Annotated in this window: 18 protein-coding genes and 1 pseudogene; 9 read left to right on the plus strand and 10 right to left on the minus strand. The window is 44.2% G+C overall.

What is annotated here, in order from left to right:
* The first annotated feature begins 66 nt into the window (after positions 1-66).
* Positions 67-1,149: a zinc-dependent alcohol dehydrogenase family protein gene (locus ACO1B7_RS06935; RefSeq protein WP_423089935.1), complete on the plus strand. Its 1,083-nt coding sequence runs from the start codon at positions 67-69 to the stop codon at positions 1,147-1,149.
* Between the two features lie 62 nt (positions 1,150-1,211).
* On the opposite strand, the gene ACO1B7_RS06940 is transcribed toward ACO1B7_RS06935, so the two are convergent.
* Positions 1,212-1,685, minus strand: coding sequence for a BLUF domain-containing protein (locus tag ACO1B7_RS06940; protein WP_423089936.1), 474 nt, complete (start codon positions 1,683-1,685; stop codon positions 1,212-1,214).
* A 196-nt stretch (positions 1,686-1,881) separates the two neighbouring features.
* Between ACO1B7_RS06940 and ACO1B7_RS06945 the strand changes: the two genes are divergently transcribed.
* Positions 1,882-2,229, plus strand: coding sequence for a hypothetical protein (locus ACO1B7_RS06945; protein WP_423089937.1), 348 nt, complete (start codon positions 1,882-1,884; stop codon positions 2,227-2,229).
* Here ACO1B7_RS06945 and ACO1B7_RS06950 read toward each other — a convergent pair.
* Both ACO1B7_RS06950 and ACO1B7_RS06955 read right to left on the minus strand, forming a co-directional pair.
* Entirely contained in the window at positions 2,222-2,512 is a 291-nt protein-coding gene (locus ACO1B7_RS06950; RefSeq protein ID WP_004281917.1) for a GNAT family N-acetyltransferase, read from the minus strand. The genes ACO1B7_RS06945 and ACO1B7_RS06950 overlap by 8 nt on opposite strands.
* Before the next feature lie 31 nt (positions 2,513-2,543).
* Complete coding sequence (locus ACO1B7_RS06955; RefSeq protein ID WP_180039090.1) at positions 2,544-2,822, minus strand: GNAT family N-acetyltransferase; 279 nt, start codon at positions 2,820-2,822, stop codon at positions 2,544-2,546.
* A 155-nt stretch (positions 2,823-2,977) separates the two neighbouring features.
* Between ACO1B7_RS06955 and ACO1B7_RS06960 the strand changes: the two genes are divergently transcribed.
* Positions 2,978-4,171 carry a sugar transporter gene (locus ACO1B7_RS06960; RefSeq protein ID WP_423089938.1) on the plus strand — a complete coding sequence of 398 codons (1,194 nt, stop codon included), beginning with the start codon at positions 2,978-2,980 and terminating at the stop codon, positions 4,169-4,171.
* 331 nt (positions 4,172-4,502) lie between these two features.
* Positions 4,503-5,468: a TerC family protein gene (locus tag ACO1B7_RS06965; protein WP_005094866.1), complete on the plus strand. Its 966-nt coding sequence runs from the start codon at positions 4,503-4,505 to the stop codon at positions 5,466-5,468.
* A 39-nt stretch (positions 5,469-5,507) separates the two neighbouring features.
* Here ACO1B7_RS06965 and ACO1B7_RS06970 read toward each other — a convergent pair.
* Positions 5,508-6,079: pseudogene (locus ACO1B7_RS06970) on the minus strand (nucleotidyltransferase family protein).
* Positions 6,080-6,177: 98 nt separating this feature from the next.
* Here ACO1B7_RS06970 and guaD point away from each other — a divergent pair.
* From guaD to ACO1B7_RS06985, 3 genes are all read left to right on the plus strand, one after another.
* The gene (gene guaD / locus ACO1B7_RS06975; RefSeq protein ID WP_423089939.1) at positions 6,178-7,506 is read left to right on the plus strand and encodes a guanine deaminase; all 1,329 of its coding nucleotides are present in this window, start codon (positions 6,178-6,180) and stop codon (positions 7,504-7,506) included.
* Positions 7,507-7,730: 224 nt separating this feature from the next.
* Positions 7,731-8,258: a hypoxanthine phosphoribosyltransferase gene (gene hpt, locus ACO1B7_RS06980; protein ID WP_004647133.1), complete on the plus strand. Its 528-nt coding sequence runs from the start codon at positions 7,731-7,733 to the stop codon at positions 8,256-8,258.
* A gap of 172 nt (positions 8,259-8,430) precedes the next feature.
* The gene (locus ACO1B7_RS06985) at positions 8,431-8,688 is read left to right on the plus strand and encodes a GlsB/YeaQ/YmgE family stress response membrane protein (RefSeq protein ID WP_004281926.1); all 258 of its coding nucleotides are present in this window, start codon (positions 8,431-8,433) and stop codon (positions 8,686-8,688) included.
* 99 nt (positions 8,689-8,787) lie between these two features.
* Here ACO1B7_RS06985 and ACO1B7_RS06990 read toward each other — a convergent pair whose 3' ends face one another.
* Entirely contained in the window at positions 8,788-9,489 is a 702-nt protein-coding gene (locus ACO1B7_RS06990) for a DsbC family protein (RefSeq protein ID WP_423089940.1), read from the minus strand.
* A 345-nt stretch (positions 9,490-9,834) separates the two neighbouring features.
* Between ACO1B7_RS06990 and ACO1B7_RS06995 the strand changes: the two genes are divergently transcribed.
* Positions 9,835-11,013, plus strand: coding sequence for an MFS transporter (locus ACO1B7_RS06995; RefSeq protein ID WP_479766373.1), 1,179 nt, complete (start codon positions 9,835-9,837; stop codon positions 11,011-11,013).
* 44 nt (positions 11,014-11,057) lie between these two features.
* Here the strand turns inward: ACO1B7_RS06995 and mnmE are convergent, their stop codons facing one another.
* From mnmE to rpmH, 5 genes are all read right to left on the minus strand, one after another.
* Positions 11,058-12,416, minus strand: coding sequence for a tRNA uridine-5-carboxymethylaminomethyl(34) synthesis GTPase MnmE (mnmE, locus tag ACO1B7_RS07000; protein WP_004281929.1), 1,359 nt, complete (start codon positions 12,414-12,416; stop codon positions 11,058-11,060).
* 92 nt (positions 12,417-12,508) lie between these two features.
* Positions 12,509-14,272, minus strand: coding sequence for a membrane protein insertase YidC (gene yidC / locus ACO1B7_RS07005; RefSeq protein ID WP_005245552.1), 1,764 nt, complete (start codon positions 14,270-14,272; stop codon positions 12,509-12,511).
* 5 nt (positions 14,273-14,277) lie between these two features.
* Entirely contained in the window at positions 14,278-14,598 is a 321-nt protein-coding gene (yidD, locus tag ACO1B7_RS07010) for a membrane protein insertion efficiency factor YidD (RefSeq protein ID WP_004281931.1), read from the minus strand.
* A gap of 9 nt (positions 14,599-14,607) precedes the next feature.
* A complete protein-coding gene (gene rnpA, locus ACO1B7_RS07015) occupies positions 14,608-15,000 on the minus strand; it encodes a ribonuclease P protein component (RefSeq protein ID WP_180087488.1) in 393 nt (130 codons plus the stop codon).
* Between the two features lie 29 nt (positions 15,001-15,029).
* On the minus strand, positions 15,030-15,164 hold the full coding sequence (rpmH, locus tag ACO1B7_RS07020; RefSeq protein ID WP_000831329.1) for a 50S ribosomal protein L34: 135 nt from the start codon (positions 15,162-15,164) through the stop codon (positions 15,030-15,032).
* A gap of 660 nt (positions 15,165-15,824) precedes the next feature.
* Here rpmH and dnaA point away from each other — a divergent pair.
* On the plus strand, positions 15,825-17,201 hold the full coding sequence (gene dnaA, locus ACO1B7_RS07025) for a chromosomal replication initiator protein DnaA (RefSeq protein WP_004281934.1): 1,377 nt from the start codon (positions 15,825-15,827) through the stop codon (positions 17,199-17,201).
* Positions 17,202-17,248: the final 47 nt, after the last annotated feature.

Consider the following 17,248-nt stretch of genomic DNA (forward strand, 5'->3'; position numbering starts at 1 on the left):
TCGAGGCGTTCATTATTCTCGCTGAGTCAGGTCATTCTCATTCCTCATTCCATTAGGAGATGTGTCATGACAACGATGAAAGCGATGGTCTATTACGGCGCAAATGATATCCGCTTTGAAGACCGCCCAGTTCCCACCATTTTGCATCCCAGCGATGCCATCATTAAACTCGAAAAAGTTACCATCTGCGGTACCGACTTGGGTATCTGGAAAGGTAAAAACCCGGAAATTGAGCAGGAGGCTACGCGTAAAGAGGGCAGCTTTAAGGGACGTATTTTAGGTCATGAAGGTATTGGCATTGTGGAAGAAGTTGGTTCCGCCGTGCAAAACTTCAAAAAGGGCGACCGGGTGATTATTTCCTGTGTCAGCCGCTGCGGAACCTGTGAAAACTGCCAGAAACAGCTCTATGCCCATTGTCGCAATGAAGGCGGCTGGATCATGGGTTATATGATTGATGGTACCCATGCCGAATATGTACGCACGCCCTTTGCCGACACCTCGCTCTATCATTTACCCGAAGGCCTGAATCAAGATGTGGCCGTGTTCCTCTCAGATATTCTGCCAACTTCACATGAAATTGGGGTGCAATATGGCGATGTCAAACCAGGCGACAATGTCGCGATTGTCGGGGCAGGGCCAATCGGCATGAGCTGTCTGCTCACCGCACAGTTTTATTCACCTGCCAATATTATTATGGTGGATATGGATGATAACCGGCTGGAATTTGCCAAGACTGTCGGCGCGACGCATACCATCAACTCTGCCAAAGAAGATGTCATTCAAAAGATTTTAGAGATTACCGATGGACGCGGGGTCGACTGTGCCATTGAAGCAGTGGGTGTAGAACCGACCTGGAATATTTGCCAGCATGTCGTGAAAGAGGGCGGGCATATTGCCAACGTCGGCGTACATGGTAAACCGGTGAGTTTTGAACTGAACAAACTCTGGATTAAAAACCTGACCATCACCACCGGCCTGGTGAATGCCAATACCACAGGGATGTTGCTGAAAACCTGCTGTTCCGGCAAATTGCCCCTAGAAAAACTGGCGACCCATCATTTTAAATTTGCCGATTTTGAAAAAGCCTATGATGTATTTAAACATGCCTCCGATGAGAAAGCCTTAAAAGTCATGATTGACATGAGCTAATGTACATCAGACAAAAAAGTCCGCTATGCGGACTTTTTTATTTTCAGCTTTAATCCAGCAGATCAGAAATAGGGGACATAACCACGCTGCTTATAGCCTTTTGGCGATGCCAGACTGGCCTGATTTTCTTCCAGGCGATACAGTACTTTGAGGAATTCGGCAATTCCTGACTGCTGTAAGGCATGCGGATCAAATTGCTTCAAACCTAAACGTGAAAATAAAGAAGAAATTTCACTGTGTTTATGCACATATTTCATTGACCATTCCGAGAAATGAGACTGCTCTACCATCGCATCTGCAAAACGCAAGATACTATGATGGCGGGCATCCTGACAAATGCTCTGAAATAAACTTTCCACTACTTCAGCCCGACCTTCAAGGCACTGGAAAAATTTGCCATGGGAATAATACAACACCCCATGAATCTGATGCTGAAGGTTAAACTTCCGGGCAGTGGCTAAAATATCGCTCAAATCTTGTAACAACTCTTGTTCAGATTCTATGCGTTCACTGGCATAGCAAAGCTGTAGCATCATGCCATCTCTCTAGAGGGAAGAATTAAAAACACAATTTAATCAATAATTTTAAATTAAGTCGACTATTTTTTAAGCAAATATCCGTTTTTGCTTACACGGTTTTCAGTTTGCATTTCTGGATTAAACTTTTAACAATAGTGCCTAAATTATTAAACGAATATTTTCATACACCTACCATGAACATGAGGATCACTTGATGTTAAAAGATCTGATTTTAACCCTCGCCTTGTTATGTGTGTGTTTTATCCTGATCATCACTTTAAATAATTGGCATTTCAGCGCTCAAACCAATCTGCTGATCAGTTCAATTTTTATTAGCTGGACGATCTTGAAATTTGTTGGGCATCGTATTTATTTTCATGGCAGTTACCTGCTGATCATGGCAATTTTGGTGATGCTGCAACAGTTTGAAGAAATTTTCTGGGCGATGACCGGGGTGATGGCAGGTTTCGGTTTATATACCCTGTTACAGGTTATATTGATTCCTGCCTTGAAAGAAAAACTGCATTTATCTTTCGGGAAATCCCCTTGGGTAGTTAAATAGCCGTTGCTGCGACATCGGCCAGACTTCGGTCACGTTTAAACATGACATCCACATAGGAACATTGCGGGATGATGGTTAAACTTTTTTCACGGGCAAAATCAACCAGTACATCCAGCATTTTTCGGGCAATACCTTGGCCACGCAGGGAATCATCGACCCAGGTATGATCGGCAATGATGACGGCATCGCCCCGCCATTGATAAGTGATCTCCGCCAGGCGGCGTCCTTGATCTTCCATAAAAAATACACCACCGCGTTTTGAATCTTGATATTTGATTTCCATACGAATCTGAACCTTTGTTGTCATTTTTAAATTATAAAACATCATTAAAGTGAGGCTCTCGCTCGAACACGGATTTGGCAAAAGGGCATTTTGGAATAATCCTGATGCCGTGTTCACGGGCAAAATTCACAGCGGCCTCGACCAGATAATACCCGACGTGCTGGCCGCGTAGACTGTCATCGACCCAGGTGTGTTCAATCACTAATTGATCTTCATTTACTCTTGAATAACTCATTTCTGCCAGACGTTTTTCATTTGGCTCTACAAACCATAAACCTCCATTGTCCTGTTGCTGATGCTCGATCAACATGCCGATCCTCTCCTTGTTTTTAAACCAGACTGACATATTTTTCCCTGCTCTATTGTTAGATTTCTTTTAAAGGATTGTGAATCTGTCCTTCTGACCAATACCGCATTTTGCTCAATAGGTTTAAACTGCCAGCCGGTTCCTTTTATCAGATGTTTATGTCCAGCTCTTCTTCCACCTCTTCGGTGACGCGTCAATGGGTCTGTGTGATTGCTTTAGCCTCTGCTGCCTTTATTTTCAATACCACCGAATTTATCCCGGTGGCGCTATTAAGTGATATTGGTACCAGTTTTGCCATGTCACCGACCCAAGTCGGGTGGATGCTGACAATTTATGCCTGGGTCGTGGCGCTGCTTTCTTTGCCAATGATGTTACTGACCAAAAATATTGAACGGCGCTTTCTGCTGATGATTTTATTTGCGGTGTTTATTTTCAGTCATGTGCTGTCCTATTTTGCCTGGAGCTTTAGCATTCTGGTGCTGAGCCGGATTGGTATTGCCGTGGCGCATGCGCTGTTCTGGTCAATTACGGCGTCGCTTGCTGTGCGGGTTGCGCCAAAGGGCAAAGAGTTTCAGGCACTGGGCTTATTGGCTACCGGTACCGCCATGGCGATGGTTCTGGGAATTCCCTTTGGCCGGATGGTCGGGGAGGCCTATGGCTGGCGCAATAGTTTTGCCTTGATTGGGATTGTGGCGAGCGTGGTGTGCGTATTGCTGGCCAAAACCTTGCCTTTATTGCCAAGTGTTAATTCAGGTTCACTCAGCAGTTTAAAAAGCTTGCTAAAACGTCCCAGCCTGATGCTGGTCTTTGCGCTTACCGTGCTTGTGATTAGCGCACAATTTACCGCCTATAGTTATATTGAACCCTTTGCGCTGAATATTGCGCAATTCAGCTCTGCACAGACCACCAGCTTATTGCTAATTTATGGCGCTGCGGGCCTGATCGGCTCTTATCTATTTGGCCGCTTTGCACCGCATTTTCCCCGACTCACCATTCCGCTATTTACACTCGGGCTAGGGATCTCGCTACTGTTATTGCTGCCACTGTCTCAGGGTGTATTTCAGCTTAATAGCTTGGCGTTAATCTGGGGCATCAGCATTATTGGGTTTAGTCTGGCTCTACAAGCCAAAACCTTAAATCTGGCTTCTGATGCAACCGATGTCGCCATGGCAATTTTTTCAGGTCTGTACAATGTCGGGATTGGTGGCGGTGCCTTACTCGGCGGTCTGGTAACGGCACATATCGGATTACATAGTATTGGCTGGGTGGGAGCCATTCTGGCGAGTCTGGGTTTTCTGATCAGCTTATATCTAATTCAGCGTCCGGATTTCTTAGGTAAGAAAGCGCCTTGAAGCATGATTTTTGTAAATGAAATTGTAGTCTTAGCAAAAATCTGTCATGCTTGCTGCACATTGAGCTACCGCTCAAATAAAATTTAGTTTGAACAAGGGGAGTAGCCTCCTCCAAGCGTTTAAGAATGAAATTTCAATTTTTAAACGTGTCAGAATATCGTCATTACACTTTGCAAAAAGTCGGTATCTGAGCATCTTGAAGTCACACTTTATATAAAAAAGTGGAACAGTAAGATGTAGGCAAGACCTTGATCATGTTGTTATAGATGTTTTTCATCTGGCAACTGGTCAAGGTTTTTTTATGGCTAGTTGTCCGATGTGGAGAATTCACATGGAAACCATTGGTACACTCTGGCTGTATCTTGTCTTTTTCGCGATTGTCGCAGTCATGCTGGTAATCGATTTTGTCGGCTTTAAGCATCAGCATGGTCAGGAAGTTAAAGTCCGAACTGCTGCCTACTGGAGTATTGCCTGGGTCAGTGTCGCGACTTTATTTGGTGGCGGCTTATGGCTGTATCTGGAGCAGACCGCAGGCACGGCAATTGCTAATGCCAAGGTTATGGAATACTTTGCCGGTTATCTGCTGGAAAAATCCCTAGCGATTGATAACGTCTTTGTCTGGCTGATGATCTTCGCGGCCTTCGCCATTCCACCCGCATTGCAACGCAAGCTGCTGTTATATGGCGTACTGGGTGCGATTGTACTCAGAACCATCTTTATTTTTATTGGCGCCTGGTTTGTACAGGAATTCTCTTGGATTCTGTATATCTTCGGTGCGTTCCTGGTGTATACCGGCTTCAAATTCCTTCGTGGTCAGCATGAAGAAGACAGCAATATTGAAGATATGGCGATTCTGAAATGGCTACGTAAACATATGCGTATTACCCCGCAACTTCAGGGCGACAAATTCTTTGTCCGTCAGAATGGTTTGCTCTGGGCAACGCCGTTGTTCTTGGTCCTGATCCTGGTTGAAGCCTCTGATGTGATCTTTGCCGTCGATTCTATTCCAGCTATTTTTGCCGTCACCACCGATCCCTTTATTGTCCTTACCGCAAACCTGATGGCGATTTTAGGCCTACGCGCGATGTTCTTCCTGCTCTCGGGCGCAGCCTCAAAAATGCATTATCTGCCTTATGGTCTCGGGATCATTCTGGTCTTTATCGGCTTTAAAATGCTGATGCTGGATGTGTTCCATATGCCGATCTGGATTTCTTTGAGCTTTATTGTGATTGTCCTCACTGTGACCGCGATCTTGTCGATTCGTCATAGTAAGAGGCATAACGAAACCACCCTGTAAAAAGTAATCATCAAAAAAGCCTGCATCAGCAGGCTTTTTTTATTGTTCTATCAGGGATAATTTGGGCCATTTTTGCAAAAACTGTTTGCTCAGCATGCGTTGTTCAAACACGGCATAACTGACTAAATTCGGATTCCAACGCAGCTTTAACTCAATAAATCTGCTAAACCGAAAGGAGCAATCAACTCCAATTCATCATCTTTTAGGCGCAGTGCCAAGGCCGTGACAGTTTCTGGCCATAATGACAGCGCATGATCAATTGAAGTTAAAGGCTCAATATTTTCATTTTGATCGGTACGATACCACTCATGTACAAAGGCTTGATTGGTCACATCCCAACGGATATCTGGAAAATACTCTTTTAACCGATCTGCAAGTTGCTGTTCTATAACGCGAGCCTGCTCATTTTCATCATAGAAAATCACATCGACCTCAGTATGATTTATTTCATATTCCCATCCATGTAAATGCGCCCAGATCACATGACGTAACACACCCGCTGCGACATAAGCGTCAGAGTGTAATTGTGCTAACTGATGCAAGATGCGCATTAATGTGGGCTGCGCACACACGATCTGTTGAAATTGATCATAATAATTGGATGAGGTCATAGAAGAATCGGGATCACTATTTAAATATGAATGTTCATACAAACATGGCAATTTTTTCAGCTACAATCAATCGAAAAAATTAAAAGCGTAGGTTTAAAATGTCTTCTGTAATTGCAACGACAGCGATCCGTGGTCGCTTCCTCGACATTCAGAATACAGTTGCCCAAGCACGTGATATACACGACCAAGTGCGATATGTAGAAGATGGCTTAGTCATCATTCAAGAGGGTAAAATCCAGTGGTTTGGTCCATGGCAAGAAGGGCAGTCACGACTTCCTACCAACGCTGAATTACAGCACTATCCAGATCAACTGATTGTTCCCGGTTTTATCGACACCCATATTCATTTCCCGCAAACAGAAATGATCGGGGCGTATGGTGAACAACTGCTGGAATGGTTAAATACCTATACATTCCCCACTGAAATCCAGTTCCAAGATGCATCCTACAGCGAAAAAATTGCCGAATTTTTCGTGCAGGAATTGCTTAAAAACGGCACCACCACTGCACTGGTCTTTTGTACCGTTCATCCTGAATCCGTAGATGCTTTATTTAATGCCGCAACCACACGCAATATGCGTCTGATTGCGGGTAAAGTCCTGATGGATCGTCATGCTCCGGAAGCACTCACAGATACAGCAGAAACGGCTTATATAGATTCTAAAACGCTGATTGAAAAGTGGCATGGACAGGGACGGAACCTGTATGCGATTACCCCACGCTTTGCACCGACGTCAACACCTGAACAACTACAAAAAGCCGGGCAGCTCAAAGCCGAATATCCGGATGTCTATGTGCATACCCATTTAAGTGAAAATAAAAATGAAATTGCTTGGGTCAAAGAACTCTTTCCTGAACGTGAAGGTTATCTGGATGTGTATCATCATTATGGTTTAACCGGGAGCAAGTCCGTCTTTGCACATTGTGTGCATCTGGAAGATAAGGAATGGGATTGTATGCATCAGACCGACTCCGCCATTGCCTTCTGTCCGACATCAAATCTATTCCTGGGTAGTGGCTTATTTCCCCTGAAAAAGACCTGGGACAAAGGGGTCAAAGTCGGCTTAGGCACAGACATTGGAGCAGGAACATCATTTAATCAGCTGCAAACCCTGAATGAAGCCTATAAGGTGCAACAGTTGCAGGGTGAAAAACTTTCTGCCTTTGAAGCCTTATATCATGCCACTTTAGGCGGTGCCAAAGCCTTGAGTCTAGATGATCGCCTGGGGAACTTTAATATTGGCAAAGAAGCCGACTTTGTGGTGCTGGATCTTAAGGCCACGGCCTTACAGCAGTTACGTCAGAGCAGAGCTAAAAATATTGAAGATGCATTTTTTGCACTGACTATGCTCGGCGATGACCGTAATATTGCAGCCACCTATGTCTATGGAGTAGCCGTCTATGTCAAAGCAGCAGCCAGTGAATAAAGCGACAAAACCCCGCCATCGTCAATACTTGCTCCTGTCTGCAATGGCGCTGGGCTGTGTTTTTTTACTGAAACGCGATTCAGCCGCGGCTAAAAAATGATTACATTTACAGCCAGCAAAACAGGTGCATCTCTGCTAGGGATGTATTAAAATTGCGACGTATTCAGGTGTTGCAGGTCAACACCTTTTTTATTTTGCTATTTTTACTTTTTAGGTATCTACCCATGACCGTTCAAATGAGCGTAATGATTTCCGCTGAAGAAATTCAAGCTAAAGTCAAAGAGCTTGGTGCTCAAATCAATGCACACTATGCCAATAGTGACAAAGAACTTGTGCTCATCGGTTTATTACGTGGTTCAGTGATTTTTATGGCTGATTTATGTCGTGTGATTTCAAAACCGCATGAACTGGATTTCATGACTGTGTCCAGTTATGGCGGTGGCACGGTATCGTCACGTGATGTAAAAATCCTGAAAGATTTAGACGGTGAAATCCGTGGTAAAGATGTGTTGGTGGTTGAAGATATTATTGATTCAGGCAACACTTTAAGCAAGGTACTCGAAATCCTGCAAACCCGTGAACCTAACTCGATTCAACTGTGTACTTTGGTAAGTAAACCATCGCGTCGTGAAATCGATCTGAAAGTCGAATTTATGGGCTTTGAAGTTGAAGATAAATTTATTGTGGGTTATGGCCTAGACTATGACCAGAAGTACCGTCACCTGCCATTTATTGGTGAAATTGGTCTTTAAAATCAGGTTGAAAAAAGTGGCATAAGCCACTTTTTTTATGCCTAAAATGGACAGGAAACCGGGAACAAAAAATAACATCTCGTTTCAGGATTCAACTTTTTATGATCCTGACTTTGTTTCAAGATGATTAAACAGATGTGAAAACAAAGACATGATAAGAAGGAGTATGCATATGTGGACAATTATTGTGGCGATCGTCATTGGTTTTGTAGCAGGTCTGATTGCACGTGCTATTCATCCGGGTAATGACAAGGCAGGCTTTATCATGACTACCTTATTGGGTATTGCCGGCTCCTTATTGGCGACTTTTGGTGGCCGTATGCTCGGTCTGTATTCGGCAGATTCCGCAGCAGGTCTGATTGCTTCCGTGATTGGTGCTGTGATTATTCTGTTTATTTATAATATGGTCACCAAACGCCGTACAGTCTAAACCATTCAGATGTTTCTGAGGTTGATTTGACGACCTGAATAAAAAAGCACCGGAAAAGGTGCTTTTTTATATTGAGCAACTGATATCTTTATTTAATTTTTATAAATCGAATTCTTTAAAAATCTGCTCAATCTGCTCTGCCGGATAAGCACCCATCACCTTAAAACCATTAGAAAAAATAATCGCAGGTGTGCCATTCACACCCATAGACTGAGCCAGTTTTTTATTCCGTTCAATCGGATTGGCACAACTTTTTTTCGATTTAGGTTGAATCCCTTGAGCAATCAGATTTTCCCATGCCTGAGCTGGATTAGACTCGCAATACACTTGTTTTGAAGGAGCCACCGACTGGGGTTTTAAAGGAAGAATAAAGGTATAAATGGTCAAGTCATTCAGTTTTTCCAGCTCTAGCTCAAGCTTTTTACAATACGGGCAATTTGGGTCAGAAAAGATGGCAATCTGACGTTTACCCGTACCTCTTACACTTTTCACAGCATCCTGAAGCGGTAATTTTTTCCAGTCGATACTATTTTGTTTCAGCATTAAATCACGGGTCAGATTATGCTGATCCTGAATCCGCAGCATTGGGCCGGCAATCAGATGCTTGGCATCTTCATTCAGATAAACCACTTGGCCCTGCATGGAGCCACTATAGATGCCTTTCATCTCCGTAGTCTGAATATTTTCAATTTTTAAATTGGGACTGTTTTTTGCCAAGTTAGTTTGTACCGTATCAATATTGGCAAATGCAAAGCTCGAAATGAATGTACTTAAACTAATGATCAGTGTTTTTTTTAACATGAATGTTCTACATGAATTGGATAAGAATATGCTCGATTCTAATTGCTCTGCTTTTAAATTTCTCAAACATTTATGTTACTGTTTACACTCAATTAAACAAGCTCACCATGTTTCACGTGGAACATAATGTATAGCATTATATTTAACTTCAATATATCTAGAAAACACATCAATATTCATAATAAATAATTGTTTTATATATTTAAAATATTTTAAATGATAAATATCTTACTCATTCAACCTTGACCGATTTTCTGCATCCATTCTAAACTGCAGACACTTTTTATTTTCCTCGCTACGCCCTGACATGGATTGGCCAAGGATCAACACTATAACGGCATGTTCATGACAATAACGACCAGCTGGCGACCGTTCTTGATGGTCAGCCTGGCTTTAATGATGGGAACGATTGGTACTGCTTTGGCCAGTCCGCTTTATCCGATTTATCAACAGCTCTGGCATTTGCTTCCCAGCCAGATCACCTACATTTTTGTCGCCTATATGTTTGGCTGTCTCTCGACCTTGTTGTTTTTGGGCAGGACCAGTAACAGCATCGGATTTTTACGGACCCTGCAAATTGGTCTGGCACTAATCACCTTAGGTCTCATCATTTCCGTTTTTGCCCAGAATGCACTGATCCTCTCGATTGGCCGTTTTATTATTGGGATTGCCTCGGGCCTGATGACCACTTCTGCCATGATGGGTTTAATGCATACCATCCCGGAAAGCCATAAACACACTGCACCACAACTGATTTCAATCATCACCGCAATGGGTTTTGGTTTGGGACCTTTGGTCGGTGGCGTGATTGCGCAGTTTTCCGCTGCGCCTTTGGTGATGCCATATTTGCCGATTATTCTGGGTGCCGTATTGTGTCTGATTGGCCTGTTCTGGATTAAAGCACCCAAGTTTGAGGTTCAGCCCTTTAGCATGGCGCCTAAACTGCAACGACCTGAAGCCCAGTTTCATCGTGTGTTTATGATTATTGCAGTGACAGCTTTTAGTGCCTTTGCCGCCTTTAGCCTGTTTGCTTCCCTGTCGCCATCCTTTGTCCGAAATATTTTACCTTGGCATGGCCCTCTGGTCAGCGGACTGGCCATTACCAGTATCTTAGTGGTTTCAGTGATCGTGCAGTTTATAACCAAAGCGGTCGCAGCGTCTAAATGTCTGAATATCGGCCTAATGATGATGTGCTTGAGCCTGATGGTTTTAGCGCTATGTATGTATTCGAAAATCAGCCTGCTATTTTTTATCAGTGATATTTGCTTTGGAATTGGCCATGGTTTTGCCCTGATGGGTGCTTTTGCCCTGATTCATCAAATGACCAGCTTAGACAACCGTGCAGCCGTCATGTCAACCTATCTGTTTATTGCCTATCTGGGCACTATTGTCCCTATCATTGCCGTGGGTTATCTGGCCGATCATTGGGGGCTGGATTTCGCCGTAATCAGCTTTTGCATCGCGATTAGTTTGCTGTGTTTTGCGCTGTGGTGGGCGTATCAAAAATCCCGCCTACCAGCCTAAAAAAAGCCCTCAGTTGAGGGCTTTTTTGATGTTTTATTAAATAATTATTTACCAATACAAAATGAACCGAAGATCTTGCCCAGCAGATCATCTGCACTGAAATCACCCGTGATCTCACCCAAGGCATTTTGCGCCAGACGTAAGGACTCCGCCACCAGTTCACCGGCGTTATACACCACCAGTTGTTCACACGCTTCAGCCAGATAGAGCTGAGTGCGCTTCATTGCGTCTAAATGACGGGTACGTGCAATAAAGGTGTCTTCCTCAGGCTGGAAGCCTGCATGCGCTGTAATCGCCTCTATGAGCGCTTGAACACCGGTTTCCTGCTTGGCAGAGACTGCAATATGCCGGAAACCATTTAAATCGCCAATCACGGCTTCAGCACCGGTCAGGTCGCATTTATTGCCAATCAGCATCAAACGTTTTGGCTCGATATGTTCGGCAAAATATTCTTGGGCGAGTTGTAGCGGATCTTCACCCTGGCTTAAGTCATAAACCAACAGTAATAAATCTGCCTGTTCAATTTCCTTAATCGCGCGGCGAATCCCTTCCTTTTCCACGATATCACCGGTTTCACGCAGACCAGCCGTATCGGTCAGGGTAATCGGTAAGCCATTTAAGGTAATTTTCTCATGCAGCACATCACGGGTGGTGCCAGCAATATCGGTCACAATCGCGCGTTCAATTCCGGCCAGCGCATTCAGTAGAGAGGATTTACCGGCATTCGGTTTACCTGCAATTACGACTTGCAAACCTTCACGTAGAAGCTGTCCTTGACGTGCGGATTGCTGTACTTGAGTGACTGCACTGGATACACCATCCAGCAGATTTAAAATTTTGCCATCCGCCAGAAAGTCGATTTCTTCTTCCGGGAAATCAATCGCGGCTTCCACATGCAGACGCAGATGAATCAGCTGCTCAAGAACTGCATTGACTTTGGTCGAAAACGCGCCTTGCAGTGAACGTACCGCAGAACGTGCAGCCGCTTGCGAAGTTGCATCAATCAGGTCGGCAATTGCTTCAGCCTGCACCAGATCCAGCTTGCCATTTTCAAAGGCACGCATGGAGAATTCACCAGCTTTGGCTGCAGTTGCTCCGAGCTCCAGCAAACGGCCAAGCAGAGCATTCTGAATCACCGGACCGCCATGACCTTGTAGCTCCACTACATCTTCACCGGTAAATGAGTTTGGATTCGGGAAGCAAATCGCCAGTCCTTCATCCATGACTTCGCCTGCTGCATCGTAGAACTGGCGGAAACCGGCAAAACGGGCTTTGGGCAGCTCTTTTTGCGTCAGTTGCTGGGCAATTTCATAGGATTTCGGACCTGACAGGCGAATCACCCCAACGCCGCCACGTCCTGGTGGAGTTGCAATCGCAGCAATAGTTGTGGTTCGGTTGAGCATAAAATTCACCTGCAAAGACTCAAAAGTACAGCCAAAAAAAATCCGCCTAAGATTACCATCTTAAGCGGATTTATTCAGCCTATCCGTACAACTTAGTTGACTGGAGTGGCCTCATCACGTTTCGCGCGATCTTTGGCAACAGACTTGTTAATCAAAGTTTGTTGCAGAATCGTGATCAAGTTGTTGACGATCCAGTACAGAACCAAGCCTGCCGGGAAGAACAACAAGAATACGGTAAAGATGATCGGCATAAACTTGAAGACTTTCGCCTGCATTGGATCAGTTGGTTGTGGATTTAACGACTGTTGGATATACATCGTTAAGCCCATCAACAACGGCAAAATAAACCATGGATCCATTGAAGATAAATCCTGAATCCACAGCATCCATGGCGCATGACGCAGTTCCACAGATTCCATTAATACCCAATACAAGGCCAGGAAAATCGGCATTTGTAATAACAGCGGTAAACAGCCGGCAAGCGGATTGACCTGTTCACGTTTGTACAATGCCATCATTTCTTGAGAGAAGCGCATCCGGTCTTCACCGAACTCTTCTTTCATGCGTTGCATTTCTGGCGCAATCACCCGCATTTTCGCCATCGAGCGATAGCTCTTCGACGACAATGGCCACAGGATCACTTTCACCAGGATGGTCAACAGAATAATTGCCCAGCCCCAGTTACCCACCAGACCATGGAAGAATTCAAGACCCACGAACAGCAATTTCGCGATTGGCCATAACCAGCCATAATCAACGGTCTGGTTTAAACCCGCAGCCAAATCTTTCAGTTCTGACTGGATTTTTGGACCTGAATAGAAAGTCGCATCAATTTCAGCCACTGTACCTGCTGGTACATTAAACGTTGGTGAAGTAAAACCGATGATGTTCATGTTATCGGTTGATTTACGTGATTCAAGCTTGGCGCTATAAGCTTCGCCATTGCCTTGAGTCAACTTCAGCTGACCTGGAACCCATGCACTGACAAAGTAGTGCTGTACCATTGCCACCCAACCACCTGTCGCTTCAGTACTGACTTTTTCTTCAACAAAGTTGTCGAATTTGAGCTTGTTGTACTGCTCGTCCGGGGTACCCCATGCACCGCCCAGGAATGTTCCCAGCGTGAAGATCCCCTGATCAGATTTGCCTGGATCTTCCGAGTTATCCCGTTTGATCTGACCGAACATCTGACCTTGCCAAGTCTGGCCACTGCGGTTAACCACTTTGTGATTTACCACGACCGGATATTCACCTTCAGTGAAATTGAAGGTCTTGATAATCTCGATCCCGTCAGCGGTTTTAAACACTAGCGGTACAGACAATACTTTCAGGTTTTCACCATCTTTGGATTTGACTGTTTTCGCATCTGCCAGAGTATAAGCCGTTTTTTCCAGCTCATACATTGGACGGCCGTTACGGCTGCTGTCCGGTCCATTCAGACCGATCAGGCCAGACTGGGCGACATAAGTACGTTTCGCATCGCTTTCCAGCATCACGAACGGTTCATCGCTGTCTTTGTTCTTGTCATGATTGAGTAATTCAATACGAACAATATCACCACCCTTAGGATTGATCCAAAGGTGATAAAGGTCAGTTTGTACTGAAATAAGCTGCTGACTTACAGGTGCTGTGGCATCCGTGGCTTGCTGTGCTGGCACATTTGCTTGTGGCAGATCAGAGGCAACTGTAGCCGTCTGACCATTTGGCAAATCTGCAGATACGTCATGCGAAACAACAGCAGTTTCCTGCTGCGGTTTTGTTTCAGCATTTCCATAATCTTTTTGCCACGCCAAAATGAGCAAATATGCGACAACAAACATGGCTCCGAGAATTGCAATCCTGGCCCATTGTTGCATATGTATTACCCCAAGTGGTGAGAGTGATTTTGGTTCAATAAACGATCACGAAAGGGTACAGCAACGTGAAGCGTTTGAGAATCTATTTGCTGAAATGAAATAAAACGAATCGCTTTTGAGGGAACAGGATCATATCCCGAGCCCCCCCACGGATGACAACGGCAAATACGTTTAGTAGCCAGCCACACTCCACGCCCAGCGCCATGCATCTGGACTGCTTCCAAGGAATATTGAGAACAAGTTGGAATATAACGACAGCGCGGTCCAAGAAGAGGACTAATCGCAATCTGATAGAAACGGATCAACCAATGCAGTAAACGTACCATTGGCCAACTCTACTTTTGTGGGGAGGGGGCTATTTTTGAATGCTTTTTGGCAAGACGGTTAAGTTTCTGCCAGGCAAATTGTAATTGCTGGTGCAATTCTGCATTAGGCACTGCTTCAATACCCATTTTCGGCATGATTACAATGTCTAAGTCATCTAATTGCTGTTGATGCAGGCGAAAACTTTCGCGAGCAAGTCGTTTTACTCGATTTCTTTCGTGTGCGCGTCGCACTTTCTTCTTGGCAACAACTAAACCCAAACGGCTATTTGGCAGTTCGGAATGTTTTGCAAGAAATAAGAAATGGGGTTGATGCACTTTAAAAAGCGCACCATCAAAGACACCTTTATAATCGGCAGCACAGCGTAATCGCAACTCTGTGCCAAAACTATAAAGTTTTGTCATAACACCCAAAATCGTCTTAGCGTAACTGATTAAACAGTTAAGCTATGACGACCTTTTGCACGACGGCGAGCTAATACTTGACGACCAGCTTTAGTAGCCATACGAGCACGGAAACCATGAACACGCTTACGCTTTAATTCAGACGGTTGGAATGTACGTTTCATATTGAAACTCCAAAAAATGATCTTTCTATGAAGGTCCGCGATTTTAGTGCTCATTGCTTGAGCTGTCAATGCAAAAGCGGTTTTCTTTTCAAATAAGATCAAAAAAGATAAAGCCTCTGGTTTTTCAGAGAACTGAATAAAAAATAGTTCAATTCAAGTTAATCACAAATTAAGTTATTGTTATATAAATATATATAAGTTATAAACAACTCTATCAACAAAGTTATCCACATGTTATCCAGAGTTTAAATTTAACTTACAGTTTTGAATTTAAATTTGAAGTTTTTTGAGTTATCCACAAAAACCGGTGATCTTATAAATAAATTCAAATTTATAAATTTAAATTTATTACTATTAGGGAGCGCTTTTTCTATGGATAATCCACTTTTTATTTATTTAAACATGAACTTATATTGTGGATAAAACTGTTGTTATTAATTTTATACTTTGTGGATAACTTTGTGATATATTTTATCCACAGCTTGCGGATAAACTTATCCACACTGGGTTTTAAATTTAAATTTATGCATGGTGATTTCTTTTTGCACAGTTTTTGTGGAAATTGCCATGACAGATGTGGATAACTTGGTTAGAATGGCGACCCGCTTTTGGTCGCGGTCATCTTTTTTGAATGAACAATGGAATGAATAGGGGATTCACATGCTTTGGACGGACTGCTTAAATCGCCTGCGACAAGAGCTCTCTGGAAATGTCTTTACAATGTGGATTCGCCCATTGGTTGCAGAAGAGCTGGAAGACAGCTTGCGTTTGTATGCACCTAATCCTTACTGGACGCGTTACATTCAAGAACATCATCTGGAACTGATTACGATTCTGGCAGAACAGTTGTCTGAAGGACGGGTACGCAAGGTCGAGATTTTGGTCGATTCACGTCCAGGGGCGATTTTATCTGCCAGTGAACAACCGGCGACCACGACTGCGGCATTGACCTCGACACCGATGCCAGTGCCGAAACCGAAGAAAGAAAAAGAAGACAGCGGCAAAAATAGCCGTAGACGTCAGTTGAATCCATTGTTTACCTTCTCGCTGTTTGTGGAAGGCCGATCTAACCAGATGGCGGCAGAAACCTGTCGCAAGGTACTGACCCAGCTGGGTGCTTCACAGCACAACCCCTTATTTTTATATGGTCCGACCGGTCTGGGTAAAACTCACTTGATGCAGGCGGTCGGTAATGCATTGTTGCAGGCCAAGCCAAATGCACGTGTCATGTACATGACCGCAGAAAGTTTTGTACAGGACTTTGTCAGCTCGTTACAGCAGGGTAAAGTCGAAGAGTTTAAGAAAAACTGCCGTTCTCTGGATTTATTACTGGTTGATGATATTCACTTGTTGGCCGGTAAAGAAGCCAGCTTGGTCGAGTTTTTCTACACCTTTAATGCACTGCTGGATGAGTCCAAACAGATTATTCTGACTTCGGATCGTTATCCTAAAGAACTAACCGAACTGGATCCACGTCTGGTTTCACGTTTTTCTTGGGGCTTGTCGGTCGGGGTTGAACCACCCGATATTGAAACCCGAATTGAAATTCTGCTGAAAAAAGCAGAAAGCAACCAGGTCGATTTACCACGTAACTGTGCGCTGTTTATTGCCCAGCAGGTGGTGGCTAACGTGCGTGAGCTGGAAGGTGCGCTGAACAAAGTGGTGGCGATTTCACGTTTTAAAGGTACGCCAATTGATCTGGATGTGGTGCGTGAATCTTTAAAAGATGTGCTGGCAATTCGTGCCCGTACCATCAGTACTGAAAATATTCAGCGTGTGGTGAGTGAGTATTTCCGGATTCCACTGAAAGAACTGGTCGGTCCAAAACGTACCCGGATTTATGCCCGCCCACGTCAGCTGGCGATGGGGCTGGCCCGTGAACTCACCGGCGACAGTTTTCCGGAAATTGGCATGGCTTTTGGCGGTCGTGATCACAGTACCGTGATGCATGCCTGCGAGAAAGTACAAAGCCTGCGTGAAGAAGATCCGATCTTTAACGAAGACTATAAAAACCTGCAGCGTCTGTTGCAAAGTTGACCTAAATCGCTCAAATTCTATTCTTGCTATGCGGCTGCTTTTGCCGC

Origin of the sequence: Acinetobacter lwoffii, from assembly GCF_049367455.1 — a bacterium.
Taxonomy (GTDB): Bacteria; Pseudomonadota; Gammaproteobacteria; order Pseudomonadales; family Moraxellaceae; genus Acinetobacter; species Acinetobacter lwoffii_W.